This window comes from Nocardiopsis chromatogenes YIM 90109, assembly GCF_000341185.1.
Taxonomy (GTDB): domain Bacteria; phylum Actinomycetota; class Actinomycetes; order Streptosporangiales; family Streptosporangiaceae; genus Nocardiopsis_A; species Nocardiopsis_A chromatogenes.
On the sequence record NZ_ANBH01000106.1, the window covers coordinates 1 to 13,532 of the forward strand.

Below are 13,532 nucleotides of genomic sequence, written 5' to 3' on the forward strand. Positions count from 1 at the left end.
TGATAACCTCCTTCGCGCGCTCTCGGTGCGAAGACGGCGGATACTTCATCTCCTAATCCAAGGGACGCAGGTTCGAGTCCTGCCACCGGCACAGCCGGTGTAGCTCAGATGGAAGAGCTTTGGACCATGAACCCGCCGTCGACCTTCTGACCTCGGGAGCGCTCGCCGGAGACGGCCTCTCCCCCACCGGGAGGGGCCGTTTCCCGCCTGAGGGCCCGGCGACGGTGTTCGTCGGGGCGCACCCCGGCGGTGCCGACGCCGCCGTGGCGGAACTGCGCGCGGCCGGGATCATCGTCACCGAGTGACCACCGGGACGCGCCGCAATCCCCGGACCGGAAAATCCCTTTCTCCACCCAGAACAGCCCTGATAACCTCCTTCGCGCGCTCTCGGTGCGAAGACGGCGGATACTTCAATTGGTACCAAAGGTCGCAGGTTCGAGTCCTGCCACCGGCACGGCCGGTGTAGCTCAGATGGGAGAGCGCTGGAGTAAGAGACCGCCGTCGACCTCCCGACCTCGGGAGCGCGCTTCCGGATTCGGCTCCTCCCGCCACGGGAGGAGCCGTTCCCCGTCTGGGCTCCCTCTCAGAAGCCCTGCTCCCTCAGCCACGTGACCAGGTCGTCCTCGCGGCGCCTCGACTCCTCCTCGCTCCACGCGCCGAACTCGCGCGAATCGACGAGTCGGCCGTCGCGGAGGAACACCACGCGGTCGGCGCGGGCGGCGCACGCCGGGTCGTGCGTCACCATGACGATCGTCGCGCCCCCGGTGTGCGCATCGGTCAGCGCGTCCATGACCTCCTTCGTCATGCCGCTGTTCAGCGCGCCCGTCGGCTCGTCCGCGAACAGGACGGACGGCTCGCACGCCAGCGCCCTGCAGATCGAGGCCCGCTGCAGCTGTCCCCCGGACACCTGCGTGATCCCGTGCCGCCCGACATGGGCGATCCCGAACCGCTCCATCAGCGCGTCGACCCTGGCGGCCGCGTCCGCCGCCTGCCGCCTGCCCTGTGCGGCCTTGAGGGCGGGCAGGAGGATGTTGTCGCGCACGTTCAGGGTGCGCAGAAAGTAGGCGTGCTGGAAGACCAGCCCCACCCGCGTCAGCCTGACCCGGCTCATCTCCCGGTCGTCGAGTGTGGTCAGGTCCCGCCCCTCCAGCAGGACCCGCCCGCCGGTCGGGCGGTCCATTCCGCTGAGGTTGTACAGCAGCGTCGATTTCCCCGAGCCGGACGCCCCCATCACGGCGAGGAACTCGCCCCGCCGCACGGCCAGGTCGATCCCGCTGACGACCTCGCTCGGAGGGTCGGTGGAGTAGTACGTCTTCGCCAGGTCGCGGCACTCCAGTGCCGCCGTCGGGGCTTGCGCCATGGTCGCTCCCGTCGTCGTTCCGGTCATCGTCCGAGCCACGAGCTCTTGTCCGCTCTGCGGAGCGGGGCGGTGAGGAGGAGGGCGCCCAGGAGCGCGGCGCCGAGGAGGGCGGCCGGGTACACCGCGTAGGCGATCAGCGGATCCGGTATGAACGCGAGGTCCCCGATCCCCAGCCCCGCCGACGAGACGAGGGCACCGGCCAGGGTCTCCCCCGCCGTCGCCGCGAACACGACCCCGGACACCGTTCCGGCCGCCGCCGCGGCGAGGACCTTCAGCCACACCTGGCCGATGATCTCTCCGGAGGAGAACCCGACGGCGGACAGCAGGCCGGTCTTCCCTCGGTCCCTGGACAGCACCAGGCGCAGGAAGAGGCTGGTGATGAGCAGCGCGACCCCCAGTCCGAAGACGGCGGACAGGACGGCGGCCCCGCGCAGGGCGTCGGTCGCGTACGCCATCGTCTGCTGGACGTACTCGCGCATCGGGATCACGGTCGCGTCGGGGTACCGCTCCCCGTAGTCGGCCGCCACGGCTCCGGCGGCCGCGTCCCCGGCGGTGTCGGCGTAGACGGTGTAGGCGTCCGCGCCGCCCGGCGGCTCCCCCTGCATCTTCGCGGTGTAGCCGCCGCTGGAGACGTCCTGGTAGACGCCGCTGACGGTGAGCGGGGCCGCGCCGTCGCCGTCGTCCACCGCGATCTCGTCGCCCGCAGAGGCGCCGAACCGTTCGGCGTTGAGCATCGACAGCGCGATCTGCCCGGACTCGGGCGGCCCGCCCTCCAGGTACTCGATCGCGCCCGCCCGGTGGTCCCCCACATCGACGCTGAGGGTGACCGGGCCCTCCGCGTCCTCGGCCTCCATGCGCACGTTGCCGAAGGAGCGCACGTCCGTCAGGCGGTCGTCGCCGCGCATGCCCGCCACCAGGTCCGCGTGCACGGCCTCGACGTCGTCGGAGAAGCGGACGTCGGCGCGGAGGCCACTGTCCGGCACCCCCATGTAGACGCCGAAGCCGGGGCTCGCGAACGTGCTCAGCAGGTTCATCGGCAGGACCATCAGGACCGCGGCGAGGAAGAACACGACGGGCAGGAGGATCCACTGTCCGCGCTCGGTGCGCAGGTCCAGAAGGGCCAGCCGCCTGTTGACCGACCGGCCCCGGCCAGAGCCCAGTGCGCTGGGGCGGAGCCGCCGTGCCCGCCTCCGGGCGCGGCGCGCCTCGCGCCGCTCGTCGAGGAGGCTGCCGTGGACCAGGGCGTTGACGACCTGCATCCGGGCGACCCTGCCCAGGACGCCGCGGCACACCGCCATAACGATCAGGAAGACGGCCGCCAGCGCGGCCACGGGGACCAGGACCGTCGCGGCGCCGAGCGGCGCCTGGCTGTAGTTCGCCTCGACGCCGCGCGTGAGCAGGCCGGTCGCGAGGACGGCCAGGGCGCCGCCCACGGCGCACGCGAGGAGCGCCATGACGCCGTACTTGGTGAGGTACAGGACCATGATCGACCGGTCGGGGATGCCGACGGCCTTCATCGCGCCGATCTCGCGGACCTCGCCCTCCAGGGCCCCGTGGACCACGAAGCGCACGCTCAGGACGGCGATGGCGATGAGCAGGAGGCCGGCGAAGACCAGCGCCACCGCGGGAAGGCCGTCGCTGACCGCGTTGATGAGGCGGACCATGTCGAAGGTGACCGCCTGCCCGTTCTTCGGCAGGGCGTCGTCGGCCTCGTAGGCCCGTTGCACGTCGGCCGCCGAGGAGGGGTCGGCCAGCCGGAACTCGGCGATGATCTCCGGGGCGCCGCCTCCGGCGCGGGCCAGCTCGCGGAAGTCCTCCTCGGAGACGAGGACGCGGGTGGACGCGGAGAGCGACGACGCCATCTGCGCGTCGCGCACGAAGCCCTCGACACGGAACTCCCGGGTTCCGGCGCCGGTCTCGACCGCCAGCTCGTCCCCGGCCCGGAGGTCGTAGGCCTGTTGGTAGGCGACCGGGACGTAGACCTCCCCCGGGGAGGGCCTCGGGGCCGCGCCGGTCTCGTCCAGGAGGAGGTCGAACTCGTCGTTCTGGGTGACGAAGAGGTTGTCGATCAGGCTGTCGGAGAAGTCCCCCGACTCGCCGTTCGATGCGCGGCTCCAGGAGACGGCGGCGCCGTCGAACCCGAGCATGTCCTCGATGAGCCACGCCTCGACGTCGGGGTTGTTCGCGGCGAATGCCTCCACGGCCCCGGGGTCGTAGTCGCCGCTGTGCATCTGGAGGAAGTGGGGAGGCTGCGCCTCCTCGAAGAGCCGGTCGACGGAGCCGACGACGCGCTCCATGACCATGGCGCCGGTGGCCGCCAGGAATGCGCTGAGGACCAGGACGGCGGCGAGGGCGAGGTTGACGCCTTTGTCGCGTGAGAGGTCGTTGCCCACGTGCCGGAGGTGCAGGAGGGCTCTCGTGCTCACAGGGGGACTCCGATCCTTCCGGCACGGACACCTGTTCCATGACGAGGGGGCGGCCCCCGGTCCCGTGGCTGAACGACCGGTGGGCCCCGCGCCGGGCGGCGCGTAAGCCGATGGTCCCCGCCCCACGCGTGTTCGGGAGTCCGGCAACTCCCCTGGGGGCACCCGGAGATGGCCCTGAGGAGCGTATAGGTGCCGCCCCTGGGCCCCTTCGGCGGGTGACCGGCGTCCCGGCGGTCCGGGGAACACGTGTGGAGGAACACGGGCAGGGCCCCGGGGCGCCGGAGCGCCCCGGGGCCCTGTCCGTCCCAGGAGGAGCGGAAGGGGTCAGGCGTGTCCGGCGAGGGACGCGCCGAACCGGTTGGCCGGTTCCGGGACGCCGCCCACACCGGGCTCCCAGGCGCGGGCGCCGCCGTCGAAGGGCAGCACCGTCACCGTGCCGTGGGCGTTCTCGTCGGGGGCCGCCACCAGCAGCGCCTGCTCGTCCTCGTCTCCGGCCGTGGTGACCTGCTCGCCGAAGAAGTCGCCCGCCTCCGGAACGCCCGGCACCCCGGCGGTGGACTGGTCGATCCACCGGTCGTCGTACCCGATGGCGTCGAGGGAGAAGGACTGGGCCGCGCCGGAGTCCTGCTCGGCGCCGATGTCCTCGTAGGGCAGGCCGAAGACGATGCGCGCGTGCCCGCCCGAGACCGGCCGGGGGACACCGTCCAGGACGAAGCCGAAGTAGTCGTTGTCCTCGACCGCCCCTGCGGCGCCCTCCTTGTCCTGGTGGAACGAGCGGTCCGCCCGGAGGCCGTCGCCGGTCCCGAGGAACGCCTGCGCCATCCCGCCGTTATGGTGTCCGGACAGGTCCTCCCCCGGCACGCCGACGGCGACGTAGCCGCCCTCCGGGGTGGGCACGTACTCGGGATCGGTGCCGAACAGGTCGCCCGCCTCGGGCACCCCGCCCACGCCCGGGGAGTCCTGGTCCCACCAGGCCGAGGGGTACTCGGCGACCGCTTCGGCGATGTCCTCGATCCTGATCAGCCCCCCGGAGTTCTGCTTGGAGCCGACGTCCTCGTAGGGCATGCCGACGAGCAGGTCCCAGCGGCCGCTGCTGCCGGACACCTGGGCGAGCTCGACGCCGAGGCCGAACAGGTCGTGGGCCTCGGGGGCGCCGGGCACCCCCGGCGTGTCCTGGTCGAACCTGATCGACGCGGCGATCTCGCCCGGCTCGGTGAACCAGATCGCCGTGGCGGCGCCGGCGTCCTGGACCGCGCCGAGGTCCTCGTAGGGGGTGCCGACGACCAGGGTCGCCGCGTCGGCGCCCTTCGCCGGGGCCGCGCTGAGCGAATAGCCGAACTCGTCGTGGCGCTCGGAGGACCCGGGCACCTTCGCGGTGGACTGGTCGATCCACAGCGCTTCGCGGCCCGCGCCCAGCCCGTCCGGGGAGCCGTAGAGGACGACGACCGCGCCCGCGTTCTCGACGCCGCCCAGGTCCTCACCGTTGGTTCCGACGACGAGGTCGGTGCAGCCGTCGCCGTCGAGGTTCACCGGCTCCAGCGCGGCGCCGAACCAGTCGCCGCCTTCGACCGCTCCGGGCACGCCCGGGGAACCCTGGGTGATGCGGGCGCGCTCGCCCTCGCCCAGGCGGCCGTCGCCGCCGCCGTACATGACGGTGACCGCGCCCGCGTCGTTGGTGCCGTCGACGGCGGCGAACGGGTCACCGACGGCGGCGTCGGCGTGGCCGTCGCCGTTGAAGTCGCTCTGTGTCGGGGAGGCGGAGCCCGGGCAGGTCTGCTGCGCGGAGGGGGACTCCTCCGCCGTTCCGGGGCCGGCGGCCGACGGGGACGGCGATGGGGGTCCCTCGCCGTCGGGGGACGGGGAGGCCGCGGCCGGGGCGGCAGCGGCGGCGGCCGTCGCGGCCGCGAGCCCGATCGCGCCGATGGTTCTGATCAACACCGGTGTGCTCCTTCTCGGTCGCAGCACCGAGCGGCGATCGGCCACTGGCCGTGGAGCGGGGGCATCGGCCGGTCGCGGCCGAGGGCCACGCGGCGCTGGTAGGGGATGACGGCGTTCAGGACCGGTCGCCCGTGCGGCCCGGGGGCCGGTGGGGGCGGGGTCCGAATCCGGATCGTGTGCGAGGTCGCGTGCAGGGGTCGGAGGGTGGGACGCGCCGAGCGCCTCCGCGCGGCCGGTCGCGGCTGCGCGTCCCACGCGGGGTACTCACGTCCATGTCTGCCCTCTGCCCACGCGCCGCCGTTTCTCACCGGCCTTAGCGCGAGATCACGCGGGACCGATACCGTTTCCGGCCGGGACGGCGCCGATTCGCCTGTGCAGGGCCCGTTCCGCGGACACGGCCCGCCCCGGCCGGAATCGGACGCGGAGCGTGGTCAACCCGACACGCCCGAACGCGTCGTGCCCCGGGACGGCGGCACCGGCGGCACCGGCGGGTCCTTCCCGCCCCGGTCGTCGGTGAACGGGTCGGGCCGCTTGCCGCGGAACCCCGTGCTGCGCCGTTCAGCCCGCAGGACGAGGCGGCCCATCGGCGCGCCGAGGACGTGCCACGCCCCCGGGCACGCCCCGGCCGGCCGCCGGTCAGGGGGCCGGATGGGCGTAGGTGGCGGACAGCAGGGGGTGCCGTGCCGCGCCGTCGCTTTGGACGAGGTTGCGGACCGCCGAGCCGATGAACCCGCCGAAGGGGGTTCCGGCAAGGCCGTGGGACTGGCATCTGAGGTGGAAGTCGTAGAGGGCCATGGAGGCGCGCACCGCGCAGACGCGGTAGCCGTGCGCGCCCGCCCAGGAGTCCGCGCGGTCGAGGTCGGCGTAGAGGGCGACGATCCCGGCCGCGTCGGCGAATTCGCGCTGGACGCCCAGGAGCTCTGGGTCGCCCAGGTCGGAGGCGGGGGCGATGAACGACGCCTCGCGCGCGGTGACCCGGTAGACCCCGGCGGGCCTGCCTTCGCTGCGCAGGGCGAAGACGAACACCTCCAGCGGGCCGGTGTCGCCGTCGAGGCCCCAGTCCTCCGAATCGCGCCGGAGCGCCGTGCGCACGAGGCCGAGGACCAGGTCGGTGCGGACCGGCGCGTCCGCGTACCGCAGGGAGGAGCGGCGCGCCAGCAGTGTGGCGTGCAGATCGCGCGCGGGGTCCTCGCCCGGCTCCTCCACCGCGACGGGGTCGGCGGCGGGGAACGGCTTCGGCGACCGGTGCTCCGCGCGGCCGTCGCCCGTGGGCGCCCGGGTGGCGAAGGCGTCGAGCAGGGACTGCAGAACGGACGGGTCGGAGCGCACGGTTCAGCCCACCTCCATGACCGCGGCGACGGGTTCCTCGGACGGGGTCAGGCCCAGGTATCCGCTCAGCAGGCCGTCGTCCCAGTCCGGTGCGAGCGAGACGGCCAGCCCCAGCCGGTCGGCGACCGTCCGGGCGGAGGACAGTGCGCAGCCCGCGTTCCCCAGCGCGAGCCGGAACCCGAAGGTGCCGTACTTGGCGGCCATCTTGGCGAGGTCGGCGGTGACGACCAGCGCCACCGGGGCCTTACCCCGCAGGCCGCCCGGCGGGCCGCCGTCGGCGACGCGGGCCAGGGTGTGGTCCTTTTCGCGGTAGGCATAGCCACCCGCGGGCAGGACGTCCTCGTCACGGCTGATCAGGTAGGCCGTGGCCGAGCTGATGTTGCCTCCGGCCGCGGTCCACCGCTGGACCCAGCCGTCGGTCCTCTCCCGGATGCCGAACGCGATCGCCAGGAGCAGCGCGAGTTCGGGCCGTCCGAGGCCCGTCCGCCCCTCCTCTCCGGAGGGCGCCCCGGCCAGCCTCGCGACGTCGGCCTCGGGCAGTTCCACCCGCGGGCGGCCGGGCCACGTCCGGAACCGCCACTGCAGTTCGACGTTGGAGGACTGGAAGTGGGCCAGGTGCCCCATGGTGTCCAGGAACGCGCGCGGCGGCAGCGCCACCGCGGCCTCGTACAGCGCGCCGGCCGTCGGCGCGGGCGCCACCGGGCCCTCGCTGAACGAGCAGGTCGGGCATCCGGGACGGACCGCGCTCGGGCGGTACCGCGTCGCCAGGGTGGACAGGTCGACGGTGCCGGAGTCGAGCGGCAGGTGGGTCCGGACCGCCCGGGACAGGAGCGCGAGGACGTGGTGGGCGGCCAGACCGGCGATGAGCCCGGTCGAGTGCGGGGGCGGGTCGTCCGTCGGCGCCTCCTCGCCCGACACGCCGCACTCCAGGCACGGCGTGAACGCGGGGTCCACGTACGGGCCCAGGGTCATCGAGGCGCCGTCGGCCCGGACCCGCAGCAGGGCCCGCCCCTCCGTCCGGCACCGGTCCCGGAGTGCGGCGAGCTCAGGCCGGGAGTTCCGGGTCTCGAAGAAGACGACGAGGGCGCCATCGGCGTCCGACGGGCGGCCGGTGTCCCGGGCCACCTCGCATACCCCGTCGAGGCAGGCCGCCGCGGCCTCGGCCAGGGCCCGGTCGCCGACCACCGCCACCGCGGCCCGGCCGAGCCGGGCCGCGGCGTCGGTCCATGACGGGTTGACCCCGGTGGAGCCGCCGAGCCGGGACAGCAGGCAGGCGAGCTCGGGCGGAACCGCCGGGTCGGGGCCCTCCCGGTCGCCCTCCTCCAGGGCCCCTGACGCCCACAGCAGGGCCAGGGACTTGTACACGGCCGCCTCGTCGAGCCCCAGCGCGGCGGCGAGTTCGGCGTGCGTGGCGGTGCCGTCGCAGGCGGCGGCCAGGCGGCCGAGCCCCTCGCGTGCGAACCTGCCGGTGAAGGCCTGGCGCTTCTCCGCGCCGTCGAGGATCACGGCGTCGCCGGACCGGCGCAGCCGGACGCCCTTGCGGAGGACGGGGCGGACGGGCACCGCGATCTGCTTGTCCCGGCGCGCGACCCGTCCGAGGGTGTCCCCCCTCAGCTCAGCACCCATCGGTTGCTCTCCTCACCCACGGCCGAAACATCATGTGAGACCGGCGAAGGCGGCGGGGCCGCTCCGCAGGCCGCTCCAGCGGTCCCCGCAGCGGGCACAGCGGTCCACCGCCACCGTCGAGGCGGTCGACAGCGTCCCCGAGACCAGGTCGTGGCTGCGCACTGTGCCGCCGATGCCCTCCGGCCCGGCACGCATCTCGGCCTTGGCCAGCTCCAGCAGTCCGTGCGCGACCGCCAGGTGCATCCGGCCGAAGCCCTCCGGCAGCCCCCGGGACGCCTCGCCCGGGTCGCCGGTGTCCGCGGGGTCTCGGTGCTGCTCGGCGCGCCGCCGGTGGCAGGCGTAGCAGGCCGTGGATCCGGGGATCACGGCCGGGCCGCACACGATCCTCGTCGGGAGCAGTCCGACCCCGACCGTCGGGACGCCCCGCTCGAACCCGAGCCGGTCGAGGGCGTCCCGCAGTTCCCCGTCCTGTCCGGAGTGCACGGCCGCGATCATCGCGGCGGGCGCGTCCCGAGCGGCGTCGGGAAGGCCGCTTCCGGTGACCCGGATCGGCGCCGCCGCCGGATAGGCGTCGGCGTACTGCTCTCCGAACGCGTCCCTGACCAGGTAGAGGCATTCTCGCGACTGTTCTGCCGACACGTGCTCGATCCCCTATCTGCGCAGCGGCTACGCGGTCGGCTGTGGTTCCGGATTCAGCGACTCTTCACCGCGGCTGCGGTACCCCATCGCCGCCGGGGCGGCGTAGAGCCGAGGTGTGGCGAGGTAGCGCTCGCCGTGGATGAAGGACAGGGGAACGGCCTCGGGCACCATGACCTTGACGGCGTGCATGCCGACCTGCCGCGCCTCGTCCGTGGTGACGTCGGCGGCGAGGACTTCGGCCCCGCGCCCGGCCAGCCGCGCGACCGCGGCCGCCAGCGGGTCCGCCTCACGGGACAGGTCCGGCAGCTCTTCGAGGCGCCGCACTTTGCGCTCCCCCTCCAACAGGTGGCGGAAGGCGCCGCGCCGCTCGGGCGAAGCGTCGTGGGCGGACGCCCCCGTCACGCTGACGGCGCCGTCGTCCGGCCGCGCCGCCGGGGCGGCGGCCGCGCGCTCGCGCAGCGCCGCGCGCACCGACGCCAGATCGCGGTGGACCTTGCCGACCGCCTGTCGCGGATCGGCGTCGCACGCGGCGCAGACGATGTGGTCCGGCAGGTCCCCGTCCGTGGACGCCTGCACCGCGTATACCACGGGGATGCCGAAGTCGGTCGTGGCATCGAAGAGCCGCACGTCGAGGTGGCGTGCGGTCCCGGCCGCGTGGTCGGCGCGCTCCGACGGCCCCAGGAACTCCGGATCGACCGACAGCTCCGGCAGCGGCAGGCGTTGCAGCCAGGCCAGCGCGAGCGCGTCGCGCCCCACGACCTCCGCCAACCCGCCCAGGACCGCGCGGCGGATGTCGGAGTGGACGGCCGCACCGGTGGCGGTCCCCCGGGTGAACAGCTCCGACGGTGACCGCGGCGCCATGTGGAGGTAGACCGCGGCGGCGGGTACGAGGACGGCGCGCCGCCGGGTGAGCGACCACGCCGGGACCCACCTGATCGGGACGGAGGGGGCGTAGGGGGCCAGCCCGCAGTCGTCACGGGCGAACTCGCGCTCCGAGGACCGGGGCCACCGCGCGGGCGAGACGGCGTCCTCGCCGAGGTCGTCCTCGGCGGCGACGACGAGGTCCTCCTCGTGCCAGGCGCAGGTCGAGTACCTCTTTAGTGCTTCGGCGATCGAGAGCAGCCCGGCGCGCTCACCGGAGAGCGCACTGCCCACCCCGTCGAGGCCTCCCAGGCCACCGCCGCCGCTCCGGCCCTGCATGGCGGGCAGGACCTTCGAGGGGTCGCCGATGCCGGAGACGCGGACGGCGAAGGCCGGATCCCCTTCGGCCACGGGGAGTGCCGAGGTATGCGAGACGAGACCGTGCGGAGAGGCCAGCGAGGCCAGAGACGCCATGCACTGAAGCCCATCGGAATCGCCCGGATTGACGCCCAAGCAGGTCTCCCCCGTTCTCCTCCCCGACGGGGCCGCAGACCCCGGCGGTCGCCTCGAGTGATCGTCGACCGGTGGGGCCCAGACTGTCAATCACGGATCCGACGGCCTTTTCGTCGGTGCGGTTCGCCTTCGTGTCCGCATGTCACACCGGCTGCAGAGGGCGCACCGGATGAGACCGCTTCACGTTCGGCCGCCGGGACGAACCCCTGCGGGCCTGCGATCCCGCACGCGGCCGGAGGCGCGCTCCTCCCCTGGCCGGAAACGGACAGGACGTCGTTCCGCTCCCCGACGAGCGCGGTATACCGCTCCCGGTGTACGGCCACGGCGTACTCCCGGGCGGGGCGGGCGGCCTCCGGGGCCGGGTCTGAACGACCGCCGGCCCCGCATTGTCGAGTACACCGCCTGACGCCACCGCGCGTCCGCGCACCGTGAAGGTGCGGGTGAGCGGCCTTCGCGCAGGGCCCCCTCCGCGCGCATACAGTGACCGCATGACCAACGGCCACCCGCGCAATGGCGCGCCGGGGGCGGGGCCCTACCGTGCCTGGCCCGACCTCGCCAGTCTCGAACTGTTCCTGCTCGTCGTCGAGGAGGGCAGCATCGGCCGGGCCGCCGCCCGGTCCGGGCTCACCCAGGCCTCCGCGAGCCGCCGCCTGGACACCCTGGAAAGGGAGCTGGGCCTGCCCCTGCTGTTCCGGACCACCGGGGGATCGCGGCCCACCCCGCAGGGGCTCACCGTCGCCGGGTGGTCCCAGAACGTCCTGGACGCCGCCCGCGACCTGACCGGCGGTGTCACCGCGCTCCGCCGCGACCGGCGGGCCACCCTGCGCTTGGCGGCCAGCATGACCGTCGCCGAGTACCTGGTCCCCGGCTGGCTCGCCCGCCTGCGCGACCGGGCCCCGGAGGTGGAGGTCGCCCTCGACGTGCTCAACTCCGAGGAGGTCGCCCAGCGCGTCCGGGACGGCGACGCCGACCTGGGGTTCGTCGAGTCCCTGGACGCCCCGCACGGGCTGGACCGGCTCCTGGTGCGGCGGGACCGCCTGGTCGCGGTCGTCGCCCCGGGGCACCCCTGGGCCGCCCGGAGCCGCCCGCTGCCCGCGCGCACACTGGCCGGGACCGCCCTGGTCACCCGGGAGCGCGGCTCCGGGACGCGCACCACCCTGGAGCAGGCGCTGCGCCTGGCCCTCGGAGCCGACCCGGAGCCCCCGGCGCTGGAACTGCCCTCCAACGCGGCGGTGAAGGTGGCCGTCCAGAGCGGGGCCGCCCCGGCCGTGCTCAGCGAACTTGCCGTCGCCGCCGAGCTCTCCGACGGGCGGCTCCGGGAGGTGCCGGTCAGCGGCGTCGACCTGCACCGCCCGCTGCGGGCCGTGCGCCGCCCGCACGCCCCTCCGGTGCCCCCGGCCGACCTGCTCGTCCGGATCGCCGCCGAGGGCGAGTGACCCCGGAGAAGGGGCGGGAAGGCCGCCCGTCGCGGGCCGCCCTACTCCCCCGCTCGGCGCAGGATCGCGCGGGCCTGTCCCAGCAGCGGTGCGTCGATCATCCGGCCCTCGTACCGGAACACCCCGGACGGGTTCTCCTCGGCCGCCTTGAGGACGCCGCGCGCCCAGCGCACCTCCTCCTCCGGCGGGCGGAAGGCCTCGCGGATGGGATCGGCGTGGCCGGGGTGGACGCACATCTTCGCCACGAACCCGGTCTCGGCCGCCTCGCGCGCCTCCGCCGCCAGCCCGTCGGTGTCGGAGATGTCCAGGTACACCGTGTCGACCGCGGGCTTGTCGTGCGCGGCCGCCGCCAGCAGCACCGAGGAGCGCGCGTGCACGACCACGTCGTGCAGCCCCCCGGTGGACCGTCGGCTGGACGCCCCGCCCAGGTCGGCCATCAGGTCCTCCCCGCCCCAGGTGAGCGCGGCGCACCCGGGCTCGGCGGCGATGGCCGGGGCCGCCAGCACCCCGGCGGCCGACTCGCACAGGGCGACCACCCGCGCCGGGGCCAGCGCGCGCACCGCCTCCACCTGTTCGGCCTTGGGGAGCATCACCAGTCGCACGCCCAGGTCCTGGACCGCCTGCACGTCCCGCTCCCACCACGGGCTGCCGAAGGGGTTGACCCGCACGATGGTGCGTTCGGGGTCCAGCTCGGGCCAGGCCTCGGAGAGCATCCTCCGCGCGCCGTCCTTGGCGTCGGGGGCGACACTGTCCTCCAGGTCGATGATGACCGCGTCGGCGCGCGCCGCCGCCTTGGCGTAGCGGTCGGGCCGGTCCCCGGGGCAGAACAGCAGCGACGGGCCCGGGATCCCGGAGGTGCCGATCATCGCGCCTCCTCCGGCGTGCACAGCATGAGGGCGCTGCGCTGGGCGCGCGCGACGAGCTCGCCGTCCTGGTTCAGGGCCCGGTGCTCGAACTTCACGATCCCGTTGCCCGGGCGCGAGGACGACAGCCGCTTCTCCAGCACGGTCGTCTCGGCGTAGAGCGTGTCCCCGTGGAAGACGGGGCGGGGGAAGGCGATCTCCCCGAACCCCAGGTTGGCCACGGTGGTGGCCTGGGTCAGCTGCGCGACGCTCAGCCCCACCAGGGTCGACAGGGTGAACAGGCTGTTCACCAGCGGCCGCCCGAACTCGGTGGACGCGCTGAAGTGGGCGTCCAGGTGCAGGCTCTGCGGGTTCATGGTGAGCGTGCTGAAGAAGGTGTTGTCCGCCTCGGTGACGGTCCGTCCGGGCCGGTGCTGGTAGACCGCGCCCTCCTTCAGCTCCTCGAAGTACAGGCCGCGCTGCACGATCCGTTCGGGGGTCGCCTCGGGACCGCTTTCCTCCACGTCGCCTCCTCGTCGAGCCGTCGTTCCGGGCAAGCCCG

Annotated in this window: 11 protein-coding genes; 2 read left to right on the forward strand and 9 right to left on the reverse strand. The window is 74.3% G+C overall.

Annotated elements, in window-relative coordinates; genetic code table 11:
* Positions 1-119 precede the first annotated feature (119 nt).
* Positions 120-305, forward strand: a complete 186-nt coding sequence (locus D476_RS0110535; RefSeq protein ID WP_017623916.1) for a hypothetical protein — start codon at positions 120-122, stop codon at positions 303-305.
* A 278-nt stretch (positions 306-583) separates the two neighbouring features.
* On the opposite strand, the gene D476_RS0110540 is transcribed toward D476_RS0110535, so the two are convergent.
* The 7 genes from D476_RS0110540 to D476_RS0110570 form a co-directional block, all read right to left on the reverse strand.
* Entirely contained in the window at positions 584-1,360 is a 777-nt protein-coding gene (locus tag D476_RS0110540; RefSeq protein ID WP_017623917.1) for an ABC transporter ATP-binding protein, read from the reverse strand.
* Between the two features lie 23 nt (positions 1,361-1,383).
* A complete protein-coding gene (locus tag D476_RS0110545) occupies positions 1,384-3,786 on the reverse strand; it encodes an ABC transporter permease (RefSeq protein WP_017623918.1) in 2,403 nt (800 codons plus the stop codon).
* A 324-nt stretch (positions 3,787-4,110) separates the two neighbouring features.
* The gene (locus tag D476_RS0110550) at positions 4,111-5,724 is read right to left on the reverse strand and encodes an FG-GAP repeat protein (protein WP_239648661.1); all 1,614 of its coding nucleotides are present in this window, start codon (positions 5,722-5,724) and stop codon (positions 4,111-4,113) included.
* Positions 5,725-6,360: 636 nt separating this feature from the next.
* Positions 6,361-7,053 (reverse strand): nitroreductase family protein, encoded by a 693-nt coding sequence (locus D476_RS0110555; RefSeq protein ID WP_017623920.1) that lies wholly within the window; start codon positions 7,051-7,053, stop codon positions 6,361-6,363.
* Positions 7,054-7,056: 3 nt separating this feature from the next.
* Positions 7,057-8,679: a hypothetical protein gene (locus tag D476_RS0110560; protein ID WP_017623921.1), complete on the reverse strand. Its 1,623-nt coding sequence runs from the start codon at positions 8,677-8,679 to the stop codon at positions 7,057-7,059.
* A 30-nt stretch (positions 8,680-8,709) separates the two neighbouring features.
* Positions 8,710-9,318: a cyclodehydratase gene (locus tag D476_RS0110565; RefSeq protein WP_026123404.1), complete on the reverse strand. Its 609-nt coding sequence runs from the start codon at positions 9,316-9,318 to the stop codon at positions 8,710-8,712.
* Between the two features lie 27 nt (positions 9,319-9,345).
* Positions 9,346-10,653, reverse strand: a complete 1,308-nt coding sequence (locus D476_RS0110570; RefSeq protein WP_040725954.1) for a YcaO-like family protein — start codon at positions 10,651-10,653, stop codon at positions 9,346-9,348.
* Positions 10,654-11,180: 527 nt separating this feature from the next.
* Here D476_RS0110570 and D476_RS0110575 point away from each other — a divergent pair.
* Entirely contained in the window at positions 11,181-12,128 is a 948-nt protein-coding gene (locus tag D476_RS0110575) for a LysR family transcriptional regulator (RefSeq protein ID WP_017623923.1), read from the forward strand.
* A 41-nt stretch (positions 12,129-12,169) separates the two neighbouring features.
* On the opposite strand, the gene D476_RS0110580 is transcribed toward D476_RS0110575, so the two are convergent.
* Both D476_RS0110580 and D476_RS0110585 read right to left on the reverse strand, forming a co-directional pair.
* Positions 12,170-12,994, reverse strand: a complete 825-nt coding sequence (locus D476_RS0110580) for an HpcH/HpaI aldolase/citrate lyase family protein (protein WP_017623924.1) — start codon at positions 12,992-12,994, stop codon at positions 12,170-12,172.
* Positions 12,991-13,494, reverse strand: a complete 504-nt coding sequence (locus D476_RS0110585) for a MaoC family dehydratase (protein WP_017623925.1) — start codon at positions 13,492-13,494, stop codon at positions 12,991-12,993. The genes D476_RS0110580 and D476_RS0110585 overlap by 4 nt, the downstream gene beginning before the upstream one ends.
* Positions 13,495-13,532: the final 38 nt, after the last annotated feature.

What these genes read in the sequence shown, in the direction of transcription:
- D476_RS0110540 (WP_017623917.1), bottom strand. Translation starts at nt 1,360, where the DNA reads ATGGCGCAAGCCCCGACGGCGGCACTGGAGTGCCGCGACCTGGCGAAG.
- D476_RS0110560 (WP_017623921.1), bottom strand. Translation starts at nt 8,679, where the DNA reads ATGGGTGCTGAGCTGAGGGGGGACACCCTCGGACGGGTCGCGCGCCGG.
- D476_RS0110570 (WP_040725954.1), bottom strand. Translation starts at nt 10,653, where the DNA reads ATGGCGTCTCTGGCCTCGCTGGCCTCTCCGCACGGTCTCGTCTCGCAT.
- D476_RS0110575 (WP_017623923.1), top strand. Translation starts at nt 11,181, where the DNA reads ATGACCAACGGCCACCCGCGCAATGGCGCGCCGGGGGCGGGGCCCTAC.
- D476_RS0110580 (WP_017623924.1), bottom strand. Translation starts at nt 12,994, where the DNA reads ATGATCGGCACCTCCGGGATCCCGGGCCCGTCGCTGCTGTTCTGCCCC.